This is a genomic window from Bacillus sp. ISL-75, from assembly GCF_018613095.1.
Window position 1 is genome coordinate 227,850 of record NZ_JAGGQX010000009.1, and the last position, 26,024, is coordinate 253,873.

At 38.3% G+C, this 26,024-nt stretch carries 26 protein-coding genes and 1 other annotated feature; all 26 genes read right to left on the minus strand.

Features of this window, described 5'->3' with window-relative positions:
- Position 1: 1 nt before the first annotated feature.
- Complete coding sequence (locus tag J7E63_RS03435) at positions 2-292, minus strand: hypothetical protein (RefSeq protein WP_215010273.1); 291 nt, start codon at positions 290-292, stop codon at positions 2-4.
- 144 nt (positions 293-436) lie between these two features.
- Positions 437-3,205, minus strand: a complete 2,769-nt coding sequence (gene ileS / locus J7E63_RS03440; RefSeq protein WP_215010274.1) for an isoleucine--tRNA ligase — start codon at positions 3,203-3,205, stop codon at positions 437-439.
- 76 nt (positions 3,206-3,281) lie between these two features.
- Positions 3,282-3,524, minus strand: a binding site (T-box leader).
- Positions 3,525-3,573: 49 nt separating this feature from the next.
- A complete protein-coding gene (locus tag J7E63_RS03445) occupies positions 3,574-4,089 on the minus strand; it encodes a DivIVA domain-containing protein (protein ID WP_168242725.1) in 516 nt (171 codons plus the stop codon).
- Between the two features lie 87 nt (positions 4,090-4,176).
- Positions 4,177-4,950 carry a YlmH family RNA-binding protein gene (locus J7E63_RS03450; protein ID WP_215010275.1) on the minus strand — a complete coding sequence of 258 codons (774 nt, stop codon included), beginning with the start codon at positions 4,948-4,950 and terminating at the stop codon, positions 4,177-4,179.
- 30 nt (positions 4,951-4,980) lie between these two features.
- Positions 4,981-5,244, minus strand: coding sequence for a YggT family protein (locus J7E63_RS03455; RefSeq protein ID WP_088086318.1), 264 nt, complete (start codon positions 5,242-5,244; stop codon positions 4,981-4,983).
- 6 nt (positions 5,245-5,250) lie between these two features.
- Complete coding sequence (locus J7E63_RS03460) at positions 5,251-5,718, minus strand: cell division protein SepF (protein WP_215010276.1); 468 nt, start codon at positions 5,716-5,718, stop codon at positions 5,251-5,253.
- Between the two features lie 11 nt (positions 5,719-5,729).
- On the minus strand, positions 5,730-6,407 hold the full coding sequence (locus J7E63_RS03465; protein ID WP_215010277.1) for a YggS family pyridoxal phosphate-dependent enzyme: 678 nt from the start codon (positions 6,405-6,407) through the stop codon (positions 5,730-5,732).
- Complete coding sequence (gene pgeF / locus J7E63_RS03470; RefSeq protein ID WP_215010278.1) at positions 6,404-7,231, minus strand: peptidoglycan editing factor PgeF; 828 nt, start codon at positions 7,229-7,231, stop codon at positions 6,404-6,406. The genes J7E63_RS03465 and pgeF overlap by 4 nt, the downstream gene beginning before the upstream one ends.
- A gap of 71 nt (positions 7,232-7,302) precedes the next feature.
- Positions 7,303-7,572 (minus strand): YlmC/YmxH family sporulation protein, encoded by a 270-nt coding sequence (locus J7E63_RS03475; RefSeq protein WP_215010362.1) that lies wholly within the window; start codon positions 7,570-7,572, stop codon positions 7,303-7,305.
- A gap of 95 nt (positions 7,573-7,667) precedes the next feature.
- Positions 7,668-8,447 (minus strand): RNA polymerase sporulation sigma factor SigG, encoded by a 780-nt coding sequence (gene sigG, locus J7E63_RS03480; protein ID WP_026566385.1) that lies wholly within the window; start codon positions 8,445-8,447, stop codon positions 7,668-7,670.
- A 161-nt stretch (positions 8,448-8,608) separates the two neighbouring features.
- The gene (gene sigE, locus J7E63_RS03485; RefSeq protein ID WP_088086313.1) at positions 8,609-9,328 is read right to left on the minus strand and encodes an RNA polymerase sporulation sigma factor SigE; all 720 of its coding nucleotides are present in this window, start codon (positions 9,326-9,328) and stop codon (positions 8,609-8,611) included.
- Positions 9,329-9,372: 44 nt separating this feature from the next.
- The gene (spoIIGA, locus tag J7E63_RS03490; RefSeq protein WP_215010363.1) at positions 9,373-10,311 is read right to left on the minus strand and encodes a sigma-E processing peptidase SpoIIGA; all 939 of its coding nucleotides are present in this window, start codon (positions 10,309-10,311) and stop codon (positions 9,373-9,375) included.
- Positions 10,312-10,605: 294 nt separating this feature from the next.
- The gene (gene ftsZ, locus J7E63_RS03495) at positions 10,606-11,742 is read right to left on the minus strand and encodes a cell division protein FtsZ (RefSeq protein WP_215010279.1); all 1,137 of its coding nucleotides are present in this window, start codon (positions 11,740-11,742) and stop codon (positions 10,606-10,608) included.
- Positions 11,743-11,781: 39 nt separating this feature from the next.
- Entirely contained in the window at positions 11,782-13,080 is a 1,299-nt protein-coding gene (gene ftsA, locus J7E63_RS03500) for a cell division protein FtsA (protein WP_215010280.1), read from the minus strand.
- 120 nt (positions 13,081-13,200) lie between these two features.
- Positions 13,201-13,563, minus strand: coding sequence for a small basic family protein (locus tag J7E63_RS03505; RefSeq protein WP_066252602.1), 363 nt, complete (start codon positions 13,561-13,563; stop codon positions 13,201-13,203).
- Positions 13,563-14,294 carry a DUF881 domain-containing protein gene (locus J7E63_RS03510; protein ID WP_168242717.1) on the minus strand — a complete coding sequence of 244 codons (732 nt, stop codon included), beginning with the start codon at positions 14,292-14,294 and terminating at the stop codon, positions 13,563-13,565. Before J7E63_RS03510 ends, J7E63_RS03505 begins: the two co-directional genes overlap by 1 nt.
- A gap of 55 nt (positions 14,295-14,349) precedes the next feature.
- Entirely contained in the window at positions 14,350-15,060 is a 711-nt protein-coding gene (locus J7E63_RS03515) for a DUF881 domain-containing protein (protein ID WP_251033339.1), read from the minus strand.
- A complete protein-coding gene (locus tag J7E63_RS03520; RefSeq protein ID WP_215010281.1) occupies positions 15,035-15,826 on the minus strand; it encodes a cell division protein FtsQ/DivIB in 792 nt (263 codons plus the stop codon). The genes J7E63_RS03515 and J7E63_RS03520 overlap by 26 nt, the downstream gene beginning before the upstream one ends.
- Before the next feature lie 195 nt (positions 15,827-16,021).
- The gene (gene murB / locus J7E63_RS03525; RefSeq protein ID WP_215010282.1) at positions 16,022-16,930 is read right to left on the minus strand and encodes a UDP-N-acetylmuramate dehydrogenase; all 909 of its coding nucleotides are present in this window, start codon (positions 16,928-16,930) and stop codon (positions 16,022-16,024) included.
- A gap of 60 nt (positions 16,931-16,990) precedes the next feature.
- Positions 16,991-18,094: an undecaprenyldiphospho-muramoylpentapeptide beta-N-acetylglucosaminyltransferase gene (gene murG, locus J7E63_RS03530; protein WP_215010283.1), complete on the minus strand. Its 1,104-nt coding sequence runs from the start codon at positions 18,092-18,094 to the stop codon at positions 16,991-16,993.
- Between the two features lie 355 nt (positions 18,095-18,449).
- On the minus strand, positions 18,450-19,550 hold the full coding sequence (spoVE, locus tag J7E63_RS03535; protein WP_215010284.1) for a stage V sporulation protein E: 1,101 nt from the start codon (positions 19,548-19,550) through the stop codon (positions 18,450-18,452).
- Positions 19,551-19,672: 122 nt separating this feature from the next.
- The gene (gene murD, locus J7E63_RS03540; RefSeq protein ID WP_215010285.1) at positions 19,673-21,025 is read right to left on the minus strand and encodes a UDP-N-acetylmuramoyl-L-alanine--D-glutamate ligase; all 1,353 of its coding nucleotides are present in this window, start codon (positions 21,023-21,025) and stop codon (positions 19,673-19,675) included.
- Position 21,026: 1 nt separating this feature from the next.
- Positions 21,027-22,001, minus strand: coding sequence for a phospho-N-acetylmuramoyl-pentapeptide-transferase (gene mraY, locus J7E63_RS03545; protein WP_168242711.1), 975 nt, complete (start codon positions 21,999-22,001; stop codon positions 21,027-21,029).
- Position 22,002: 1 nt separating this feature from the next.
- Complete coding sequence (locus tag J7E63_RS03550) at positions 22,003-22,446, minus strand: hypothetical protein (RefSeq protein WP_215010286.1); 444 nt, start codon at positions 22,444-22,446, stop codon at positions 22,003-22,005.
- Positions 22,447-22,448: 2 nt separating this feature from the next.
- On the minus strand, positions 22,449-23,909 hold the full coding sequence (locus tag J7E63_RS03555; RefSeq protein WP_215010287.1) for a UDP-N-acetylmuramoyl-L-alanyl-D-glutamate--2,6-diaminopimelate ligase: 1,461 nt from the start codon (positions 23,907-23,909) through the stop codon (positions 22,449-22,451).
- A gap of 188 nt (positions 23,910-24,097) precedes the next feature.
- On the minus strand, positions 24,098-26,017 hold the full coding sequence (locus tag J7E63_RS03560) for a stage V sporulation protein D (RefSeq protein WP_215010288.1): 1,920 nt from the start codon (positions 26,015-26,017) through the stop codon (positions 24,098-24,100).
- Positions 26,018-26,024: the final 7 nt, after the last annotated feature.

Consider the following 26,024-nt stretch of genomic DNA (forward strand, 5'->3'; position numbering starts at 1 on the left):
ATTAAGAATGGTAAATTGATTTTTTGAAGTAACTTTCCAAATACTCTGAGTCTCTTTGTGATTTTAAGGTGGGAATCATGTTTAATAAATCAGCGGATAAAAATTCACCGGAAATTTCACATTGCCCAAAATTCCCATTTTCTAACTTTTGAATTGCTGTAATAGTATCTGACAATTCCTCTTCCAAAATGGTTGTAAACCAATTTTTTCCTTGTTTATTTTTTAACGAATATTCGATTTCTTCTTTCGTTTGACGGAGTTCAAAGAACAGCTTTTCCTGCGATGCATTCATAGTTGTTACCTCCGTTACTCATTTTTCTTATTATTTCCGTCATGTATTACTTAACTCGGAAAAACATTTGACAACAACTACAACAATTAACGGAGAAGGAAAAAATTAAAAGCCCTGTGCATTTTGCACAGGGCTTCGCTTTATTTATGCTAAATGGGTATAGTTTTCTTTTACTACGTCGGCACAACGGTTGCAAAGTGTGGAATGTTCTGGATTTTGACCCACTTCTGGTGTAACAATCCAGCAGCGCTCACATGTTTCTCCCTCAGCTTTCGTAATAACAATGGCTGCAGTTTCTAATTTCACCGCATGTTCAGGTGCTTCCTCATATGTTCCCGCCACTTCGAAGCCTGAGATAATAAACAACTGTTTCATATTTTCATCAATAGAATCTAATAGCTGTCTCGATTTTTCATTAACATACAGGGTTACTTTTGCGGTTAACGATTTACCAATCACCTTTTGATTACGTGCTTCTTCAAGTGCTTTTAACACATCATCACGCAGATTCATGAATTCAGTCCACTTTTCTTCCAAAGCATTTGCATTGCTCAACTCCTGGTATTCTGGAAGGTCAGTCAATTGAACACTTTCTTCTGTTACAGATGGAATGAATTTCCACACTTCATCAGCAGTATGGGACAGAATTGGCGAAACCAACTTAGTTAAAGCGAGAAGTGATTCATATAAAACTGTCTGGATCGCACGACGCTCATGATTATCTGTTGCCTCAATATAAAGGACATCTTTTGCAAAATCTAGATAGAATGAACTTAAATCAAGGGTACAGAAATTATTAATCGCATGATAAATACCTGCAAATTCATAGTTTTCATAGGCCTTACGAACATTTTTAATCAGCTTATTTAGTTTAACAAGCATGAATTGATCGACTTCCCGTAGATTTTCATAAGGAACTCTATCAGCAGGGGTAAAGTCTGCTAAATTCCCCAATAAGAATCGGAAAGTATTACGAATTTTACGATACACTTCAGCAACCTGTTTCAAAATAGCATCGGAAACACGAACATCTGCTTGATAATCAACGGAAGCAACCCAAAGGCGTAAGATATCTGCGCCTAATTGATTCATCACTTTTGCAGGGATCACTACATTCCCGATTGATTTACTCATCTTTCTACCTTCACCGTCAAGAGCAAAGCCGTGGCTTAATACTCCTTTATACGGTGCTTCACCTGTCACAGCTACCGCAGTTGATAATGACGAGTTAAACCAGCCACGATACTGATCAGAGCCTTCAAGATAAAGGTCGGCAGGTCGAACTAAATCATCTCTTTCAAGTAACACTGCTTGATGTGAGGAACCTGAATCAAACCACACGTCCATGATATCCGTTTCCTTTGTAAATGTTCCGTTTGGACTTCCTTGATGGGTAAAGCCCTCCGGAAGTAAATCTTTTGCCTCACGTTCAAACCAAATATTAGAACCAAACTCACGGAATAAATCTGAAACATGATTGATCGTTTCATCAGTGATGATTTCTTCCCCATTTTCTGCATAAAAAACAGGAATTGGTACACCCCAGACACGTTGACGGGAAATACACCAGTCCCCACGGTCACGCACCATATTAAATAATCGCGTTTCTCCCCAAGCTGGAATCCACTTGGTTTCCTTTACCGCATCGAGTAATTCATTTCGGAAATCCTTAATAGAAGCAAACCACTGTGCCGTAGCACGGAAGATAACCGGCTTCTTCGTTCTCCAGTCGTGCGGATAAGAGTGAGTAATAAACGAAAGCTTAAGTAGTGCACCTGCATCTTCTAATGCTTGTGTAATAGGTTTATTAGCTTTATCGTAAAATAATCCTTCAAAGCCCGGTGCTTCACTTGTCATCACGCCTTTATCATCTACAGGGCATAATACTTCTAAACCGTATTTTTGACCTACATGGAAGTCATCTTCCCCGTGGCCTGGTGCTGTATGAACACATCCAGTACCGGCATCTGTTGTTACATGTTCACCTAACATGACTAATGAATCACGGCCATATAGAGGATGGATGGCAAGAATATGCTCTAATTCATTTCCTTTTACCTTCTTAATTACTGTTGCATCTTCCCAGCCAATTACCTTCGAAACTTCTTCCAGAAGAGCTTCAGCAACTAGGTATTTGTTTTCATTTGCAGATACCACTACATATGTTAAGTCAGGATGCACTGAAATTCCTAAGTTTGCAGGAATTGTCCATGGAGTAGTCGTCCAGATAATAATTTGAGTATCCGTGTCAAGAACACCTTTACCATCCTTCACCTTAAAGCCCACATAAATGGATGCAGACTTTTTGTCCTGATATTCAATCTCTGCTTCTGCAAGTGCTGACTCACTTGAAGGGGACCAATAGACAGGCTTAAGACCTTTATAAATATAACCCTTTTTGGCCATTTCACCGAAAACCTTAATTTGTTGTGCTTCATATGCTGGGTTAAGAGTAATATAAGGATTTTCCCAGTCACCACGGACACCAAGACGTTTAAATTGTTCACGTTGATTATCAATTTGTTCAAGAGCATATTTTGTACAAAGTTGACGGAATTCTGCAACCGTCATTTCTTTGCGTTTCACTCCCTTATTGGTTAACGCCTGCTCAATAGGGAGTCCATGTGTATCCCAGCCAGGTACGTATGGCGCATGATACCCACTCATAGATTTATAACGGACAATCATATCTTTTAAAATTTTATTAAGGGCATGGCCCATATGGATATCACCATTTGCATACGGAGGACCATCATGTAAAACAAACATAGGACGTCCTTTGGTCCGTTCCTGGACTTTTTTATAAATATTCATCTCTTCCCATTTTGCCTGAATCTCAGGTTCTCTTTGTGGAAGATTACCACGCATCGGAAATTCAGTTTGCGGCATTAATAACGTATTTTTATATTCCATCTTTTCTTCCTCCTGTAATCCTCTTCATATAACAAAGAATAGCCAATAGACAAACAAAAAAACCCTCTCATCCCAAAATAGGGACGAGAAGGTTTTATTCCCGCGGTACCACCCTGATAAATAGTACGAAATAATCGTTCTATCCTCTTAAACATTCGTAACGTGAATAACACGCCTAAGCCTACTATCCTTAAAGAAGGAGGTTCGACCTGGAACTCGAGGGTGATTTTCCAATTTCCAACTTTACCGGGCTTCCACCACCCCCGACTCGCTTTTAAAAAGCCATAGAAAATTGTACTTTCCCTTTCATCGTCATTGACCATTCTTTATAACTGTTAAGAAATTATATGCTAAAAAAACGCATTTCGTCAAGCTAATGAATCTTCTTCTTGATGAACTTTTAGCTCTGTCGCATCAACCTCATACTCTAATAAATGATCCCAATCATCCGTGTTCAACATATCAAGCTGAGCTTCAATCAACATTTTAAAACGAGTTCGGAATACTTTTGATTGTTTTTTTAAATCCTCGATTTCAAGAGCAATTTTCCTTGCTTTTGAAAGTGATTCATTGACAATTCGATCCGCGTTTTTCTCTGCTTCCTTAATGATTAACTTAGCTTCCTTTTGGGCATTACGTTTTACATCTTCCCCAGCTTCTTGAGCAATGATGATTGATTTATTCAGAGTATCCTCAATAGTTACAAAATGACCAAGACGCTCATTCATATCGTTTAAGCGTTCTTCCATTTCTTTTTTCTCTCTGAGTACTAATTCATAATCTTTGATGACTTGATCGAGAAATTCGTTCACTTCATCTTCATCATATCCTCTAAAACCCTTATTAAACTCTTTATTATGAATATCCAACGGTGTTAACGGCATTGATGCCACCTCCATACAATCTCTAATTCTATATGTATAAGCAATTATTCGACAACATTCTTCGAATTTCCTTCTTTACTTCTGTAGTTATTTTTGTTTTCCGACATTTATTCGCCATTTTTCTTTTTTTGTTTTCCCTTCGATGGCGAGAATTTTTGCTCTGCCGTATCCTCTAACTGAAATCATATCACCAACATCGCATTCAAATGAAGGATTTTCGGTTAATGTCCAATTCACTTTCACGAGCCCTTGTTGAATAAAAAGTTGTGATTTTTGCCGTGATACATGATAAATACCTGAAATAACAGTATCCAATCGTAGTGAAGATACTGTTAAATCACTATCGACCAATAATTCTTTGGTACGGATGGCATTCTCGATATCGGTTTCAGTTAGTTTAACGCCAGCCCTGCCAATTGTTTCGACATTAGTTTTTATATATTCGCTTATTTCCTTTGCAGCGAAGAATTGGCATTTATCATCCTTATTGAGGATATCACCAAATTTCCCTCGCTTTAGCCCTAAAGACATTAACGTACCCAATACCTGTCGATGTTCGATCGTGACGAACTTGGTTGGATAATGGATTTCAAAAAGACTGATTTGAAATTCTTCTTCCGTGGCGGTTAGATAATCTGGAAAGATTAAGGCTCTTTTTCGTTCAACATCTGGGCTGCCGCCAAAAAGTTTATAATTTACTTGGCCATGTTCACCAATTAATATTTTTAGAATATGCTGTTCCCTTGGATCAAGAAAATCTGTTAACTTAGGAGTATATTGCGTCTCGACATAATCCTTCCAATTTAACACTTGGTCAATATATTCTCGTTCTTCTGGCCGGAAATGCTGGTAAATATTCATTTTTCAAAACACAACCTAGTTTCAGTATTCTTATGCTAGCCAGCGATATACACTGCCTAAACCACTGCTCGCGAAGTTTAAAACAAGAAATGCAACAATAGGTGATATATCCATCATACCAAGAGGTGGAATGATTTTTCTAAATGGCTCTAAATAAGGTTCACAAACTTTTGCTAAAAATTGACCAATAGAGGACTCTCTAGCATTTGGAAACCAAGACATTAAAATATAAATAATTAATGCCCACGAATAAACTTGAATTAACTGTTGTAATAAACTAAATACAAATGCCATTTAACATTACCACCTCGTATTTTGATTATCAAAGTCAGGAATCAGATCGGATATATTTCCAGACACCTCAACATTATCAGGAGTACATAAAAATATACTTAAACCAATTTTTTGAATGTCACCCCCGAGGGCATAGACAACTCCGCTTAGAAAATCAACAATTTGCCTGCCTTGTTCACTATCAATCCGCTGCAGATTCACTACAACTGCCCGGCGATTTTTTAAATGGTCTGCAATATCAGTTGACTCAGAATATGTACGTGGTTCAACTAAAATTACCTTGGATGATTTTGATGAAGTGGTAGTTTTTTGGACGCTTTGCAAGCTAACAACATTTTGGTTTTTTACTACTGGCAGATGCTGTTGCTTTTGCTTTACGGGAGCCGGTTCAACTGTTTGTGCATAATCATCATTATTATCATCATATTCATCATCTAAAAAGAAAAATGTTTTTAATTTTGATTTAATCGTCATTATCTTCTCTCCTAACCATCTTCACCAACAAGCGCTGTGCCTATTCTTACCATTGTTGACCCTTCTTCAATAGCAATTACATAATCATTAGACATACCCATCGAAAGCTCTGTGCATGGCGCGTAATCCAAATTTAGGGCTTGAACTTGATCGCGAAGTTCTCTTAATTTGCGAAAACATTCTCGAATTTGGTCTTCATCATCCGTTAATGGAGCCATTGTCATTAAACCTTCCACGCTAATCCTCTCAAATTTGCGAAGCGATTCAATAAAGACTATCGCATCTTCAGGACTTAAGCCGTGCTTAGATTCTTCCCCAGAGACGTTGACTTGAACCAGGCATTTTACCTTTTGTTCTGCTCGTTTATTGATTTCTTCTGCAAGAGAAATCCGGTCCAAAGAATGAATATATTCAACTATATTAATTATATTTTTTACTTTTCGCGTCTGAAGCGAACCGATGTAATGCCAATTAGGCTTGTCCTTAAGAACTTCCCACTTATGAAGGAGCCCCTCATCACGATTTTCACCTAAATTTATGATGCCAGCTTGTAATGCTTCAATAGCTCTCTCCGTACTAACATATTTCGTAACGCCTATCACTTTCACTTCTTCAGGGTCCCGCTCTACTCGAAGGCATGTATCAATAATTTGTTGTTTTATTTGTTCAAACTTTACTGCAACCCTCATAAACTTTTCGTAGTCTCCTTCCAGCCAATAAAACTTACCATTCTTCCTGTCCTACCTTGATCACGTCGGTGGGAAAAAAACTCTTTATCACAACTAGAACAAAATCCAGTCATCTGAATATTAGTACCAGGTACACCTGAATTGACAATAATTTGTCTATTTACTTCACGTAAATCTAAAGAGTATTGGCCATCATTAATTAAATTATAGGGTAATGTTTCGACATCTACTAGTGTATTTTCAACTAAATTTATAACACGCTGATCAACAATATAACATTTTTCACAAATTGATGGGCCAATTGCCACAAAAATCTGTTGGGGATTAATTCCTTCTATTCCCCATGCATTTATCATTTCCTTGGCAATTTGACCAACGGTCCCCTTCCAGCCAGCATGGGCAATTCCAATCATCCTTGATTCAGGTGCAATAAAAAAAAGAGGGACGCAGTCGGCAAAGCAAAGCGATAAAAGAATACCCTCCTCATTCGTATAAAAACCATCAGTGTCTTTAAAAGAATCTTCATAGGATTTTGACCCTTTACCTCGATCTGCTTTTGAAATTTTCTTAAGATGAATACCATGTGTTTGTTCTGCCCCAACCCAGGTGTTTAGAGGAAAATTCAGAAGTTCAGAAACTTTTCCTCGGTTGATGCAAACATCGCTTCTGTCATCTCCAACATGAAAGCCAAGGTTTAGGGTTTCGTAATTCCCTTTACTCGCTCCTCCATTTTTGGTTGTCATACCCGCAGCCAAATCAGGAAATTGCCTTATCCAGCTTTCTATTGAAAAAAATGACTCATTCTTTAAAACAAAGGGTTCCATTACCATACCTCTTTTGTTTTTTTCTATAGTTTACCATGAAACGAAAAAATGGTCACCGCAAATAACTATTGTCAAACCTCTGTTTCCGATGAAACTCTCTCTTCATTTCCTTTATACCTTACCAAAATTACGTCCTGACCAATTTTAATGATATTTTTCCACGGAATAACCACGTCATCATCTTTTCCAAAAAAGCCGAGTACTCTGCCGCTGCCACTAATCACGACGGCATCAATTTTACCTGTGGTTAAATTGATCTCTATATCACCTATATTACCAAGCCTTTTTCCGTCTGATACATTAACCACATCTTTTATTTGGAATTCGGAAATTTTCACCATCATCTCTCACTCCCAGTTTTATTACTATAGAAAATATATGATTGTTGATATCATTTTAGTAAAAAGAATAAAAATAAAGCTGCCCAAAGGACAGCTTAACTTTGAATATTTTTATTCATTTGCCTTATGGCCGCTTTCTCTAGTCGAGAAACCTGAGCTTGAGATATCCCGATTTCATCCGCGACTTCCATTTGTGTTTTCCCTTGAAAAAATCGTTTACGTAAAATTAATTTTTCACGATCGTTTAACCTTCGCATTCCTTCTTTTAAAGCAATTTCTTCAATCCAGTGGATATCTTTATTTTTCTCGTCGCTTAATTGGTCCATTACATAAATTGGGTCGCCGCCATCATTATAAATTGGCTCGAAAAGGGACACTGGGTCCTGTATGGCATCAAGAGCGAACACGATTTCTTCGTGTGGAACTTCTAAGACCTTTGCGATTTCTTCTGCAGTGGGTTCACGTGAAGTTTCGCTCATCAATCGCTCCCTTACTTGGAGGGCCTTATAAGCTATATCCCTCAAGGACCTTGAAACGCGAATTGGATTATTATCACGTAGATACCTTCGAATTTCTCCAATAATCATTGGTACGGCATAAGTCGAAAACTTTACGTTTTGACCTAAATCAAAGTTATCGATTGATTTCATCAGTCCAATACAGCCAACCTGAAACAGGTCGTCAACAAACTCGCCTCGATTGTTAAATCGTTGAATGACACTTAATACGAGTCGTAAATTACCGTTGACGAGCTTTTCTCTGGCATAAATATCGCCCTCTTGCATTTGCTTGAAGAGTATTCTCATTTCTTCATTTTTTAATACAGGAAGTTTTGCTGTGTCCACACCGCAAATTTCAACTTTATTTCGAGTCAATCCTTTTCCCTCCTCACAGGAGTTGCTGTACAAAAAACAGTATTTCCTTGAGAAGGAAAAATATGCACTTATCCACGATGGTGGACAAGTGCATATTTGTCGAAAAATGTAATTAAGTCGCGAAATTCTTAGGTTTTTCGAATGAAAAAAATTTTCTTTTCTTACACCATCTTATTAAATTCTTTCCGTAATCTTTTTATTATTCTTTTTTCTAATCTTGATATATAGGATTGGGAAATTCCCAGCATGTCGGCTACGTCTTTTTGGGTTTTTTCTTCCCCGTTTGTCAGACCAAACCGAAGCTCCATTATTTGTTTTTCACGGTCTGTAAGCTGATGCAGTGCTTTTGTCAATAACTTTCGGTCCACATTGGCCTCTAGGTCTTTTGTGATAATATCATCATCTGTTCCTAATACATCAGATAATAAAAGCTCATTTCCATCCCAATCAATGTTCAAAGGTTCATCAAAGGATACCTCTGATCTGATCTTATTATTACGTCGTAAGTACATGAGAATCTCATTCTCGATACATCTAGAGGCGTATGTAGCAAGTTTTATTTTTTTCTCAGGATTAAAGGTATTTACGGCTTTAATCAATCCAATGGTCCCGATACTAATTAAATCCTCGATATTAATACCTGTATTCTCAAATTTTCTAGCAATATAAACAACTAGACGGAGATTACGTTCAATTAATATCGACCTTGCGGCTTTATCACCACCCGGTAGTTTTTTTAACAACAACTCTTCTTCATCTTTACTTAAAGGAGGCGGTAATGCTTCGCTGCCACCAATATAATAAACTTCATCCGTTTTTAAGCCCAATTTCATTAATAGTTTATACCAGTAGTAGGATAGGCGAAGCCTCCATTTTTTCATGCGTGTTCCTCCTTCTAAAATATGTTTTTCTGAGTATAGTAATATTAACTCACCTTAACGGTTTCGGTTTGCAGTTTATGCCCAGTTAGCATTTTTGGATGAACAATACATTGAAATGCATCCTCACTAGAGAGTTGCTTTATTGTGAAAGATACAAGGCCTTTTTCACATAAATACTGAGTCCCGTTATGTTCGATCAAAATGCTTTCAGGTTTGACCGCTATTATAAGCTGATGCTCTTGTCCAATCACGCGAGTAGGGATGATCCTGAGCCTGCTTTGCCATTCCTCTGGGATTTCTCCACTTCCTTTTAAAAGTATTTCTGGATCATCCGCAAGTTTCTGTATCGTTTCTGGGATTGTATCTAGTTGGTTTTTAATTGAGACGAACATAACAGGAAGCTTTGACAACGGATCATAAAGTTGGTTTCCACTATCCACTAATCCTTTAAAAGTAAGTGTTTCATTGTCAATTTCCACGGTTACTTTAACAATTTGATCAAATTGAATTTTGGTCATCTCCATACTTTCTACATTTTTTCTTGAGAAATGCCAGGCAACTGGAAAACCAATAAGAACGAATACCCAACTAATTGGGTCTCCAAAACCTTTTACACTAGTGATTAGTACCTTAGTTGTTAATTCAGAGTCATATTGAATAAAATAATGTGCCCCCATTAATGCCCCGCCAATTAAAAAAGTTGAAACATATAGCGTCATTAAGGCTTTAATGAAAAAAGTCATTCGCTTATACCCAAAGGTAATTAACACCATCAAGATTGAAAACATGAATTTTGAAATTGGATGGCTTGTATAGACATTTAATGGTGTAAATGATAATAAAATTATCATTGAACCAATAAATCCACCAGCAAGTAGTCTCCCTAATTTAATTTCTCTTTTTAGAAAAATAGCTGTTAAATACAGAAGCAGGCTATCAAAAAACAAATTTAGTGCCCAAATCACATCTAAATAAATAGTCAGGCGAGCTTCCTCCCTTTAAATTGTCAGCTTTTCCTTTCTGTTTACGAAAAAGTATAACGTACTTGCATGGCTGAAGTGTGTCACTTTCTGTAATCAAAAAAACAGAATTTTCCACTATTCACAACGGATTTTGTCAGATAGATTTTGTTGCAATAAATAAAAGCTCTGTATACGGCCTGTTGATTTCCGCTCCAATCAACATAGTGTCAAAATCAACAACAAGCTTTAACATCGCCTAAATAAAAAAAAGACATGACCAATAATTGGCCATGCCTTTCTTAGATGATTCGTTATTTATCTTCTCCGATTACGGTTACGTAAGAAGGTTGGAATATCCAAAGTTTCTTCTTGGGAAACTTGGGTGTGGCGAACGGGTTCTTGCTGAACCTCTTCGCGTTTTGGCTGCTCTCTCTTAACATTGCCAATTGTCGGCTTGGTTTGTCCAAAAGTAGGACGAGTTGCTTTTGGCTGCAAGCTTTCTTCTTTAAAGCCTGTTGCGATGACTGTAACAATAATTTCTTCTTTAAGCGTTTCATTGATAACAGAACCAAAAATCATATTTACTTCCTGGTCTGATGCGGTTGCTACAATATCGGCAGCTTCTTGAACTTCGTAAAGACTTAAGTTTGTGCCACCTGTAATGTTCATAAGTACTCCTTGTGCTCCATCAATAGAGGTTTCTAATAAAGGAGAACTAATTGCTTTCTTAGCGGCTTCAGCTGCACGATTTTCACCGGCAGATACACCGATACCCATTAAAGCTGAACCCTTATTAGACATAATTGTTTTTACGTCTGCAAAGTCCAAGTTAATAAGACCAGGGACAGCAATTAAATCTGATATACCTTGTACACCCTGCCTGAGGACATTGTCTGCTTCGCGGAAAGCTTCAAGCATTGGCGTACTTTTGTCAACGATTTCTAGAAGACGATCATTAGGAATCACAATTAGTGTATCTACAGCTTCCTTCATCGCACCGATTCCGCCTGATGCTTGACCTGATCGTTTTTTACCTTCAAATGTAAACGGACGTGTGACAACCCCCACCGTCAATGCACCTAAGTCACGGGCAATCTGAGCAATAACTGGTGCAGCACCAGTTCCTGTGCCTCCACCCATTCCAGCTGTAACAAATACCATATCTGCTCCGCTTAATGCTGCTTCAAGCTGTTCTTTACTTTCTTCTGCTGCTTTCTTTCCCACATCAGGATTAGCACCTGCACCTAGTCCACGAGTAAGTTTTGCGCCAATCTGCATCTTAACTTCTGCTTTAGAAAGATTTAATGCTTGAGCATCAGTATTTACAGCGATAAATTCTACCCCTTGAACGCCATGTTCAATCATTCGGTTTACCGCGTTATTACCACCGCCGCCTACACCGATTACTTTTATTGTTGCAAGAGAATCTAAATTTGTATCAAATTCTAACATGACAATCCTCCTAATTCGTCGCTTCCTTTTTTGATTTATCTATTCAAAAAAGTAACCAAGGAATTTTTTTACTTTTGATGACATCTTTTCTTCCGGATGTTTTTCTACTTTTGCTTTAGGTTGTTGTTGTTGTTGTTTTGGTACTCTCTTTTCTATAGGTTCAGAAATAGTCGATGAACCAATGGTACCACCTGGTAATCTAGCATTCTTGTAGGCATATTTAATTAAACCGACAGCTGTAGTATATTTAGGTTCTCTCACACCAATATAGTCAGGGACGGCAATCCGAACTCGATTTTGTAAAATTACCTGGGCAAGTTCTAGAACACCTTGCATATTTGCCATGCCGCCAGTTAAAACATAACCGCCAGGAAGGTCACTTAATCCTAGGCGTTTCATTTCATGTAAAACTAGTTCAAAAATTTCTTCCATTCTTGCTTCAATAATATCAGAAATCTCAAGCTGATTAAATTGTTGATGCTGATCACTGCCGATTATTGGAACACTGAATACTTCATCTTCTGAAGCCTCATCATAAAATGCGTGTCCATGTTTTACTTTGATTTTTTCTGCATCTTCTGTCGAAGTCCGTAACCCTACAGAAAGATCTTTCGTGATATAATCTCCGCCAACTGGAATGACACTCGTTTGTGTGATAAATCCTTCTTCGAAAACAGCGATCGTTGTAGATCCTCCACCAAGGTCAATAAGAGCTACCCCGAGGTTCTTCTCATCCTTTGACAAAGCATAGTCTCCAGCTGCCAAAGGCTGAAGGACAATGTCTACTATCTCAAGTCCAGCGCGTTCTACACAGCGAAGTGTATTAATGATGATCGATTTGGATCCGGTAATGAGTGTTCCATCCATTTCCAAGCGAACCCCAATCATTCCGCGGGGATCATTAATTTCATCTTTACCATCCAGTATGAATTGTTTTCGAATAACGCCAATGTTCTCTCTCTCAGGCGGGATAGAACCAACGTGGGATGCTTCAATGACACGAATGACGTCCTCATTCGTAATCTCTCGGTTTTGGCTTGAAACAGCTACAATACCATGACATTGTTGAAGCATAACATTGTTTCCAGAAATGCCAACCACCACATCTCTGATTTCCATCCCAATCATTCTTTCTGCTTGCTCAATTGCCCTTCTAATCGAATGAACGGTGTCGTCCATGTCCACGATCGACCCTTTGCGCAATCCTTCGGATTGCACATTTCCAACACCAATTATATTTAACGAGTCTTTACCCGAGTCATTGACCATTTCACCAATGATAACTTTCACACTGGATGTACCGATGTCAAGACTAACATATATTTCATTGCTGTTCATTCTTTGGCACCTCCTTTAGATTTCCTTAAGTTGAACAACAACTATTTTTTTGTTCAATAAAAGTTTCCATAGTAATATTTAAATTATTCGTCACAACTAAATGATTCCCTTTAAAAAGTTTCAATTTTTTTCTACTTTTTCTTTGTTGGTTGACCATTTCGTCAATATTATTCGCCTTATTACGGCAATATTCTGAAATAATCTGACACCAAACGCGAAAACTGCCGCTAAATACAAGTCTACACCAAGATGAACACCGAGAAAAGCTAAACTTGCAGCTAGCATTATATTAAAAAAGAATCCTGAAACAAACACCTTTTCATCATATATATTTTGCAGGTATGCCCTGATGCCGCCGAAAAGTGTGTCGAATGCCGCTAAGACAGCAATCGACAAATAATTGGAATATTCTTCAGGTATTCGAATCTCCGTTAACAAACCAAGTATGATTCCAATTATTAATCCAATGAATGGAAGCCACATTAAGAATCGCCTCCTTCTTTTGTCGGTTCCATATAGCGGATACGAATGGAATTATCATAGGCAGGTACCGTTACGTTCGGATTTGGTTTTGAAATGGAAAGTCTGAGATTTTCAATAAAAAATTCTTCCGTAGATTTAGATACTTTCATCCGATTGTATAATTTTTCAGCTGTATTATTATCATCTACACCCACGATAACTTCTATCGGCAAACTATTAATTGTATGTCCATCGATTTTTGTTTCCCGATTGATGTCCCGAATGACAGTCGTATTAATAATTCTTCGTCCATCAATCGCTACATATTTTGCTTCGTACATATTCAATTCATTGAGTAATCTTTTTAAAAGTTCTGGTGAAACCACCCTATTAACTGGAGTACCCGGCTTTATTTCTTCGATTACTGGCTCAATATGTAAGGTTATTCCAGGAACAGTAATTTTGGATAATCCAGCTTCAATCTTTAATTCATCTAATGTATCCTTTAAAGCTTGTTCCTTACTTTGTTTTCGCTTAGATTCATAGGCTGCCAGCTTTTCTTCATTTGAACGAATTTCACTTAATAAATTGGATTGAAGTTCTTTTTCTTTAAGTAACGCTTCACGAAGCTGCCAAATATCGCGTGTGTCACGTTCAGCAGGTTTTTTTACTGTTTGAAATTGGATTGCAATCATGAAACCGACCAAGATTGCTATCAATGTAAAACTTGCATTAATTTTTTGGTTGTCCACCTTTTTTCACCTAACCTTTTATATAATCATCCTGTGGACACTACTTTGAAAATGGCTAACTTCCTAGAATTGGATTTAGGACAATTTCATCATTTTTTTCTAATGTAAAAACAATATTATCGTTCACTAGTTGATCCTTAACCCCTCCAACTAAGTTTATTGATGATGAAAGGACGTCAGGGTCTCCGATTGCTGTAATAATAAATGGTGCTGGATGTTCAATTCCATCCACAGTAATAACAGGTCCATTACAAATAATATAAGAATGACTTGTCAGCCTTTGCCCATTTATAGCAACAGCTGCTGCTCCTGATATATATAGTTCATTCACCACTTTAAATACATGGTGTTCATGAACAAGGTAATTATTAATATTGTCTTCTTTTGGGTCGTATGCACCGTCAGTGAGAGTAATCTTAACCCCTTTACCCTGTACCTTCACCTTCCCCAAGAACATTCGATATTTTTCGGCATCCTCAGCAAGATTAAGAAAGACCTGTGCTTCCTTTGAGAGGTCTTTTTCATTTTTAAGAACCAAATCTTGTTTTTGATGTAACTCCTTTTGCAGTTCTCGATTACTCTTTTCTTCTGCAATTAATTGATTTCTTAATGCAAGTGTCTTTTCCCACTGTTTACCCGATACATTTGGCTTCTCATTTTTATTTTCTAATTGCGTCAAATGATAAGAAAAGGCAATCATAAATCCTAATACAAGGCAGACGAGGGACAAGATAACATGTTTACCCTTCACCTTTATCTTGCTCAACTTCTTTTTCCTCCCCTTCTGTTTCAAAAGCCTTAAAGTAAGATCCTACTTCTAAGTCAATAATTCCCTTTTTGTTAGGATCTAATTGGGAGATAATTGAGGGATAATGCACCATTTTTTCTGAAAAACTTCTTAATGTCGCACTCACCTCGAATCCATCATTCATAAATAAGGATATATGAAATGGATCTGTTTTCTTGGGAGTATAATGGATTTCAGAGATCGAGTTTGTAATTTCTCTAGGAAGTTTTTCTAACTCTTTAACCAATTGATTGAGGGCCGCCCCTTCTTTAAACTCAAATAAAATTGGAGAATTAACAGGAATTTTATTTGCTTCTCGATTTTTTAAAATTTTCCCATTATCCATAACTGGAAGGAAGTTATTCCCTTGTTTTAGATAAGCAATTCTTTTATATTCTTTTACTTGAATAATAACTGTACTAGGCCAGTGAATCTGAATTTCAGCTTTTTTGATCTCAGATAATCGCTGTAATTTTACAATGGTTTCGTCCTTCTTTATTTTCCAAATATTCGTATTATTCGAAAGGCCGCTCTGACTGACTAATTCTTCAGCGGAATACACTCCATTGCCTTTTATTGTTATCGTCTTTACATGACTTAATGGTGATTGTGAGTAGGCGATAACTACTATCATTGTAAAAAACAGAATTAACAGGAGCACAAGGCGTCTATTCGCTTTTCGTCGTCTTTGCTCTTTAAGTTTAGGGATACGATCCTCGAGAGCAACGATTTTACCTTTTTCCATTTATTATTCCTCCAAATAAAAAGCAGCTGCCTCAGGAATAGCTAACTAAGCCTGTCCAAACATTCGATAGTGTTACCTTGAAAAGAGAAACAACGGCACGAAAAATCATGCCGTCAGTTACTTTTCGAGGTTGCACCTATAATATTATCAGTAATTATAACACAATATTTGTCATTCGTACGATTATTTTCTTTCTTATTTCCGTCCGATTATTTCTACCTCTGTTTCCATTTTTACATTATAAAGGCTGTAAATGGTATCCTTTACATGTTGAATTAAGGCAAGCACATCTGCTGCAGTAGCATTTCCAGCATTTACTATAAAATTCCCATGCATTTCCGATATTTTTGCACCGCCAATACTATATCCCTTTAACCCAGCATCTTCTATTAATTTTCCTGCGTAATTCGGAAGAGGGTTCCTGAATATACTGCCAGCACAGGGAAAGTTCCATGGTTGGGTATCTTTTCGATAATCTTTATTCTTGATCATTTGTGATACAATGACTGCTTTATCACCTTCGGTAAGTTGAAATGCAGCTTCTACAACAATGCCTGGTCTAATTTTCTGCAAGACAGATGTTCTATACGAGAATTTCATTTCGTCATTCGAAAGCCACTCCATCGTCCCATCTTCAAATAAAATATGAGCCCTTGTCAGTATTTTGCTAATATCTGAGCCGTGTGCACCAGCATTCATATAAACAGCACCGCCAACAGACCCAGGGATTCCACTGGCAAATTCTAATCCGGCCATCCCTTTCTTGCTAATAAGTGTAGCCAAACTTATCAGGGAATGTCCGCCTCCCACTGTAATCTCTGTGCCATCAATTTTAAGTCCATCCACTCCAGAGCCAAGTTTAATTACCGCTCCTTCGATGCCTTTGTCAGAGACTAAAAGATTAGAACCTCTGCCAATCGCCCGCCAATTTAAGCTGTGTTTTTTTACCAACCCCATCACCTGTTTTAAATTTTCAACTGATGAAGGCTCAATAAAAAGATCAGCAGGACCGCCGATTTTGATTGTGGTGTGGTTGACAAGAGGTTCATTTATTTTCACTTTTCCTATATTTGAATTTTGCAATTCCGTTATTATTGCGTCCATATTTACCACCTATCTTTCGAAGATGCATTTATTTCAGTTTATGCTAAAAACGATTTTGGGCTACCTTTGATTTGTTTTTACAAGCTCTTGCATTAAGGAATACAGTCTAATAGCTGAATCAGGCACACCCATTTTTTTAGCTTTTAGCTTCATGTCCTTTAAATTTTCTTTATTTAAGAGAATACGATCGATGTGGTTCACAAGACTTTTATTATTTAAATCTTTTTCTAATAGTAATTCTGCCGCACCATGGTCACTTAAAGATTTAGCGTTTTTCTCTTGATGATTATTTGTAACATACGGGCTAGGGATAAGAATGCTTGGAATACCGAGCGAGGTAATCTCTGCTAGTGTCGTTGCTCCTGCTCTTGAAACGACTAGATCAATCCCCGCCAGAACCTCTGGCATATTATGAATAAAGGGCTTAATTACTACATTTTTGGGGTTTCCAATTAGATCTACTTCTTTTTTGACATCCTCAAAATGAACGTCTCCTGTAATATAAAGAATTTGATATGGCTTTTCAGCCAATTCCCCAAATGCCTTTACAACAGCCTCATTAATTGGCCTAGCACCACGGCTGCCGCCAAAGATTAAGACTGCTGGTATTGTTGTACTAAGCCCAGCTGCAAGACGTCCTTGAATCCCATCCTTGCCAATTACTTCGGATGCACGAGGATTACCTGTGAAAACAGTCTTCTCTTTCGGAAAGAATTCTTTGGCTTCTTCAAAACAAATCGCAATTTTATTTACATAACGGCTTAAAAATTTATTGGTAAGTCCAGGAACACTATTTTGTTCGTGGATAATCGTTGGGATACCGAGCTTTGACGCAGCATAAACAACAGGTCCGCATACATATCCGCCTGTTCCAATGACAATATCAGGTTTGAACTCTTTTAACATTCTCTTACTGTCTTTGACTCCTTTTAGAAAACGTAGGACAGTTTTTATATTTTCAAAGGAAAGCTTTCTTTGAAAACCAGTAATATGAATTGCTTTAAAAGAAATATTCTCCATCGGAACAAGCTTACTTTCCAAACCATTTTTAGTCCCAATATATAAAAATTGTGTATCTTTATTCTGGTTTTGAATTTCTCGAATTAGTGCGAGAGCAGGATAGATATGTCCGCCAGTCCCTCCACCGCTAACAACTATTTTCATTTTTCCACCTCATTAACTATTTAACACCTGATTGCCATAACTATCTTACTATAAAAACGAACGAAATAATGCATATGAAAAAAGAATGTTATCTAATTGTAACGTTATGAATTAGATTTCACTTAAAAATAGGCTCTGTTATACTTGGCTGTTGATTTCCGCTCCAGGCGCTTCGCTTTCCGCGGGCGGTCCGGGGGAGCCTCCTCGGCGATAAGCGCCTGCGGGGTCTCCCCTGCCCCGTCCTCCCGCAGGAGTCTTCGCGCCTTCCGCTCCAATCAACATGTGCCAAAATCAACAATGAGCTTTAACATAGCCTAAAAATAAAAAGAACCCTGCTGCTAAACAGGGGTAAGGTTCAAAAGCGAGAATACCTGCTAATATTAAGGAGAACACCGATCGCCATTAACATCAGGGTCAAACTAGAGCCTCCATAGCTCAAAAATGGCAAGGTAATGCCCGTAACGGGCATTAGCCCTGTGACAACTCCAATATTAATCATTACCTGAATAGCCACCATGGCGATGATCCCTACGGCTAAAAAGCTGCCATATAAATCCGGTGCACCTAGGGCGATTCGAATACCTCTCCATAACAACAGTGCAAATAATAGTAATATAAATGAACCACCGATAAAACCTAATTCTTCAGATAGTATTGCAAAGATAAAGTCGGTCTGTGGTTCTGGTAAGTAAAAAAACTTCTGTCGGCTTTCGCCAAGTCCAAGTCCAAACAATCCGCCGGGTCCAATCGCAAAAAGCGATTGAATCATTTGAAAGCCACTTCCCTGCGGGTCGGACCATGGATCTAAAAAGGAAGTTATCCTTTTCATTCGATAGGGTGCGGAAGCAATTAAGCCGACAAACCCTACTATACCCAACAGTCCAAGGAAAGAAAAATGGCTAATCCGTGCACCAGCAATAAAAATCATGACGACACAGGTACCCATCATAACTGTTCCCGTACCTAAATCAGGTTGGAGCATGATCATTGAAAAGGCTAAAAAGGCAAGCCCTAATGATGGAACAAGACCTTTCTTAAATGAAGTAATGAGCTTTTGCCGTTCGGACAGATATTTTGCCAAAAAGGCTATCATCGCCAGTTTCATAAATTCTGAGGGTTGAATTGAAAAAGCCCCTACACCAATCCAACTTCGAGATCCATTTCTTTCATTACCTATTCCCGGAATTAAAACAAGAATAAGTAGGACGAAACAAATAATGATAAAGGTTTTCGACCAAGTCCTCCACGTCCAATAGTTGATGTTCATAATAAAAAACATAGCAGCGACTCCTACCCCTGCAAAAAGAGTTTGTCTTTTCGCAAAGAAAAAGGAATCATTAAATTTATATTCAGCCCAGATAGCACTTGCGCTGTAAACCATGATAAGCCCTATTGCCAGAAGCGTGAATGTTACGATCATTAAAATAAAATCGGGAGTTGTTTTTTTTGTCGGCACCACAATACACCTCAACTGCTAGTTTTAGGGCTTTGCAGAACCATTAAAACTGCTGGCTTCAGCTCCCAGCGACTAGTGTACTTCGCTTAACGGGAGCTTCCGCTTTTCGTTTGTACAAGCCCTTACTTAAGCTTATGCACCGCTTCGATAAAAATGTCTCCCCTGACCTCAAAAGTTTTATATTGATCCCAGCTCGCACAAGCAGGAGATAACAATATTACGTCACCTGATTCGGAGTATCGATAAGCTTCAGGCACTGCCTTGTCAACATTATCGACACGGATGATTGTTTTTATTCCAGCCAATGTCCCGACCCGTTCCATCTTAGGCGCGGTTTGCCCAAATGTAATCATTGCTTTTACATTTTTTAAATAAGGCAGGAGCTCATCAAACTCGTTACCGCGATCCAAACCGCCTGCGAGCAGAATAACAGGTGCTTCAAAAGCAGCTAAAGCATTAATGGATGCCAGAATATTCGTCGCTTTAGAATCATTATAGAATTTTCTACCGTTCACTTCTGTAACGAATTGCAGGCGGTGCCTGACACCAGTAAATGTACGCAGAACCCTTTGAATCGCGCTATTTTCTACGCCTGAAAGCTTTGCCGCAGCCATTGCAGATAAAATATTTTCAAGATTGTGGTTGCCCGGCAGAGCTATTTTCTCAATTTCCATCACTTTTTCACTATTAAATATAATCCAGCCATCGGAAATATAAGCACCTTTCGACAGTTTCTTCTTTGTAGAAAAAGGAATGATGCTGGCCTTAGAGTGACGAGAAACTTCTAGAGTCTCTTCTTGATCCGCATTGACAATGAGATATTCAAGTTCTGTTTGATTTTTTGTGATGTTTGCCTTTGCCGCAATATATTCTTTTTTTGTCCCATGAAAATCCAAATGGGCATCATATAGGTTTGTAAGAATGGCAATTTTAGGGTTAAAATTGACAATCCCCATTAATTGAAACGAAGATAATTCAATGACAATCGTATTGTCTGCTGTTGCTTCCTCCGCAACACCTGATGCCACTGTACCAATATTCCCTGCAATTAGCGGGTTCTTTTCATCCTCTTTCAACATTTCATAGACTAAAGTTGTCGTTGTTGTTTTCCCGTTTGTTCCTGTAATAGCAATAAATGGGGCTTCCGATACCTCATATGCAAGCTCTACCTCGGTGATAACCGGAATTCCTTTTTCAATCGCTCCAGCAATCATTGGGTTGTTATAAGGAATACCCGGATTCTTGACAATCAGCTCGAATCCTTCATCTAGAAGTTCAATAGGATGTTCACCACATATCACTTTAATCCCTTGTTCTAATAGCCCTTGTGCCTCAGGATTTTCCGAGAATGGCTTTTTATCATTAACCGTCACAAATGCTCCAAGCTTATGTAATAGAGCGGCTGCTGTTACCCCGCTTTTCGCCAAACCAAGGACAAGAATTTTTTTATGACTGAAAGTTTTAATCTGTTTCAATTTATAACCACACCTCTATATAGATTCCTAGTATCGCAAGGATTAATCCAACACTCCAAAAAGTGACGACAACACGCCATTCCGACCAACCTACTAATTCATAATGGTGATGCAATGGGCTCATACGGAAAATCCGTTTACCGGTTGTTTTAAAGGAGATAACCTGTAAAATAACGGATAATGTTTCAATGACAAATACTCCTCCGATAATGATAAGCAAAATTTCAAGTTTGGTAAGAATTGCGATAGTGGCAATTGCACCTCCAAGGGCAAGTGAACCGGTATCTCCCATGAAAACCTTGGCTGGATGGGCGTTAAACACCAAGAACCCTAACACAGCTCCTACAACCGCCACAGAAAATATCGCAATTTCCATCTGTGATTGATTCCAAGCAAGTACTGCTAGTGCACCAAAAGCAATTGCTGCGGTACCTGACACCAGGCCATCAAGTCCATCGGTTAAGTTGACCGCATTTGAAAAGCCAACTAACCAGAATATGATGAAAAAGATGAAAAACCAGCCTAAATCAAATGTTGTATCAGTAAATGGGATACTAATTTCGGTAGAGAAACCTTGTTGTTTATAGATAAGATAAAAGATAATTGAAATAATGATTTGACCTGCTAGCTTTTGTTTAGATGTTAATCCTAAATTCCGTTTTAAGGCGACTTTGATAAAATCGTCTAAAAAACCAAGCAATCCAAAACCGAGCGTTACAAGAAGCAGCAAATATGTTTTAACAGTCGGTTCAGAAAACTTGCCTGTCATCACAAGTGTCGTAATAACGATCGAAAACAAGATCATCACACCGCCCATGGTTGGTGTGCCAGATTTTTTCTGGTGGGATTTTGGCCCTTCTTCACGAATGCTTTGTCCAAATTTCAACCTTCTTAAGAAGGGAATAAATACAGGAGAAAGCAATACTGATATAAGAAAGCCCATAATTATTGTGAAAAAAATAACTTGCTCAAGCATTTTATTCCCTCCTTTCAGGTTTGTTTTTATTAATTACCTCGTTTAATAACACAGATATATCATATGTTTCGTTATTTTTATTAAGAAGTTTTTTATTTGAAAATTTAAAGTTAGTTATCGCCATAATTTTGTCTGTTTCTCCATTTAATTTTTCAATATATCTATTTAAAATTGTTACAATTGCATCAGCAGGATCGTTTGTAAAAAATACTGGAAAATGGTTCGGAGTATACCTTGGAAGATCGTGTTCTTGATTCCAAATAGCTGCGATTGCTCCATTTGCAATCGCTTCTGTAAGCTCACCATTCATTCCGTTATATGACACAAATAATCCTTTTGGCTGCGCTTCGTTTGCTTGGTCGCTAACCGAAGCAAACAAAAAATCGTCTTGGATTCCACGGCTAGAATCAAATAGACCTTCCAAGTCTTTCAAAGCTAAATACATAGCTATCTCCCCTCAATCGCTTCCCGTGCTACCAGCCTGTCATCAAAATCGTGAACGACATTGCCAATAATTTGATATGTTTCATGGCCCTTACCGGCTATTAAGATCACATCTCCTGTTGTTGCCTGTTGTATTGCTGTATGAATCGCTTCTTTACGGTCAGGTATGATCTTATATTTTTCACCCTCAACCCCTGCTTCCATTTCCTTCAATATTGCTATTGGGTCTTCACTTCTAGGGTTATCTGAAGTGAGGATAGGATCTGTGGCCAATTGACAGGCTATCTGAGCCATCAATGGCCGCTTCGTACGGTCTCGATCCCCACCGCAGCCTACGATGACGAAGATTCTTTTTTTTGCAAAATGCTGAATCGTCTTTAATACATTTTCAAGGCTGTCAGGTGTATGGGCATAGTCAACAATAACCGTGAAATCTTGTCCTGCATTTACAAGTTCAAACCTTCCTGATACACCTTCTACACTTTCAATGGACTTGATAATTTCATTAATTTCGACTCCGGACACAAGTGAGGCAGCAATACTTGCTAAAACATTATAAACACTGAATCTCCCAATTAATTGCATTTGGATCGGAAATTTTTCCGTTTCGACAAAGAGATTGAAATGAGTACCAGAGGAAGTCATTTGGATGTTTTTCGCTTGAATATCGGCCTTGTTGTCGATTCCATATGTAATTACATGTGCGGCAGTTGACCTGCTATACATATCAGAGGCAGGGTCGTCTGCATTTAAAACAGCAAATTTTGGTTTATGATGATTAAATGTATTACCGAGCTGGGCAAATAATAAACTCTTCGCACGCTTATATTCATCCATTGTCTTATGATAATCCAGGTGGTCTTGCGTTAGATTTGTAAACACAGCCACATCATAATCGCAGCCATGGACCCTGCCAAGGTCTAAGGCATGCGAAGAAACCTCCATTACGGCAGTATTTACACCTGCTTCAACCATTTGCTGAAAAGTTTTTTGAAGTGTCAAGCTTTCAGGTGTGGTGTTTTTGGTTTCAATCGTCTTTTCAGCAATTTTAGTGTACATCGTGCCAATCAAACCGGTCTTTTGACCAGCATCTACCATTATTTTTTCAATTAGATGACTGGTGGTTGTTTTTCCGTTTGTTCCTGTGATCCCAATTAAATGCAGTTTTTTAGTTGGCTGCCCATAAAGAGTATCAGCTAACACAGCCATTGCTCTTGTTGTATCTTTTACAAGAATAACAGGCACATCAAGTGATAACGGACGTTCCGCAAGTATGGCTGCTGCGCCGTTTTTTACAGCTGATTCTGCAAAATCATGACCATCAACTGTATAACCTTTAATACAAATAAATAAGCTCCCTTTTTGCACCTTCCGATTATCGTTTTCGATCGATGTAATTTCCAGATCTTCACCTTTAAAAGGAACTAAAAGATGCAAATTCTTAAGCAGCTTTTGTAGCTTCATTTCTCTCAAATCCTCTCATGACCGTACATACATATTACCAGTATTTACCTCAAAATTCTTCTTAACGAAAGTTCCATCTTATTTTACATTAAAATATTTTATTTTGCTATTTAGTTATATAAGCTTAAAGAAAAAATTAGGCGGCGGAAACATTCCGACCGCCCTAACAATAAGAAATCCAACTCGAGTTATTCTTCTTTACCAAAATAAAGCCTAATTTTTGACCCTTCCTTCACTTTGGTTCCGGCTACAGGAGATTGCCTAATAACCACATCTCCCTCCCCGCTGGCATCTACCTTTAAGTTAATAAGCTGATCCATTAACTCCATTTTTGTTAAACCTGTAAAATCAGGAAGTTTTATTAAAGGAGTATCTGGCCATTTTAGTTCTTTTTCAATTTGATCCTTTCTCGGCTCAACCCCCATTGCTTTCATACTATCCTTCATAATATTACCTACAATTGGAGCGGTAATAGTTCCCCCAAATGCCGTAACTCCTTTTGGGTTATCAACAGCAACATAAACGACAATCTGTGGGTCATCAGCAGGGGCAAAGCCCATAAAAGAAACAATAAAGTTATTTTCTAAGTATCTGCCGTTTTGTGCTTTTTGCGCAGTTCCTGTTTTTCCACCCACACGATAGCCATCAACAAATGCCCTGCCACCTGTCCCTTGGGCCACTACACTTTCAAGTGCATGGCGGATTTCCTTTGAAGTCTTCTCGGAAATTACTCTTCTTTTTTCAACAGGAGAATTCCTCATTACAATCTCTTTTGTTATAGGATCAATTAATTCTTTCGCAATAAACGGCTTGTATAATATTCCGCCATTGACCGCTGCCGACACTGCGGTTACCTGCTGGATCGGTGTTACAGATACTCCTTGTCCAAAAGCAGTTGTTGCCTGTTCAACAGGACCTACTCGGTTCAAATTAAATAAAATCCCCGTTCCTTCACCTTGTAAATCAATTCCGGTTTTCTGTCCAAATCCAAAATCCTTAACATATTTAAAAAGCTTCTCTTTTCCTAGTCGTTCACCTAATTCAACAAATCCAGGGTTACACGAGTTTTCAACAACCTCTAAAAATGTTTGATCACCATGCCCGCCCCGCTTCCAGCATTTTAACCTTGCACCTGCTACTTGAACCGACCCAGAATCATGGAAATGTTCCTTTTCCAAGTTAACCTTTCCTTCATTCAATGCCGCAGCAAGGGTAATAATTTTAAAAGTTGAACCAGGTTCATAGGTTGACCAAACTGGCAGGTTCCGATTATAGACCTCTTGGGGTACATTCCGGAAATTAGCAGGATCAAAAGTTGGTCTGCTGGACATCGCTAAAATTTCACCACTATTTGGGTTCATTGCAATGGCGATAATACCATCTGGGTTGTATTTTGCCTCAGCAATATCTAGTTCTCTTTCGACAATGGTTTGTATCTTTGAATCGATTGTCAGCTTCAAATCGAGACCGTTGATCGGCTGCTCATAATCATCTGCCATATCGTTCATTCTTTCACCTTTAGCATTCGCATAGAACTTAACTGAGCCCCGTTCACCACTTAGCTCTTTATCATAATATTGCTCTAGTCCCATCAACCCCTGGTTGTCCACTCCTGCAAACCCAAGTACATGTGAGAGATAACTCCCCATGGGATAATGACGCTTGGAGTCTTCCCCAATATAGACCCCTTCAAGACCCATGGATCTGATTTCCTTAGCCTTTTCATGAGAAATTTTTCTGCCTTCCTTAATACGAACAATTCTCTCCTTTAAGGTGATATCCCGGTATGCCTTTTCTTTTGACATATTTAAAACGGAAGCCAGCTTTTCCGCGGTTGTTGCTGGGTCCTTTATTTGTCTTGGGACTACCCAAACAGTGGGGGTACTAATATTCGTTGCCAACGGCACCCCATTACGGTCTACAATTTCTCCTCGTTCAGGTTCGAAAGGGATATTACGGCTCCAAGAGTCTTTTGCTCCTGCAGTCAACCAATCACCCAAAACAAATTGAACATATCCAAGCCGCACATCAATAATTAAGAAGGTTAGAATACCAACGAATAGAGCAATCATTAATCGTTTACGGACAGTTACATTTGAAACTCGCATATTTTGA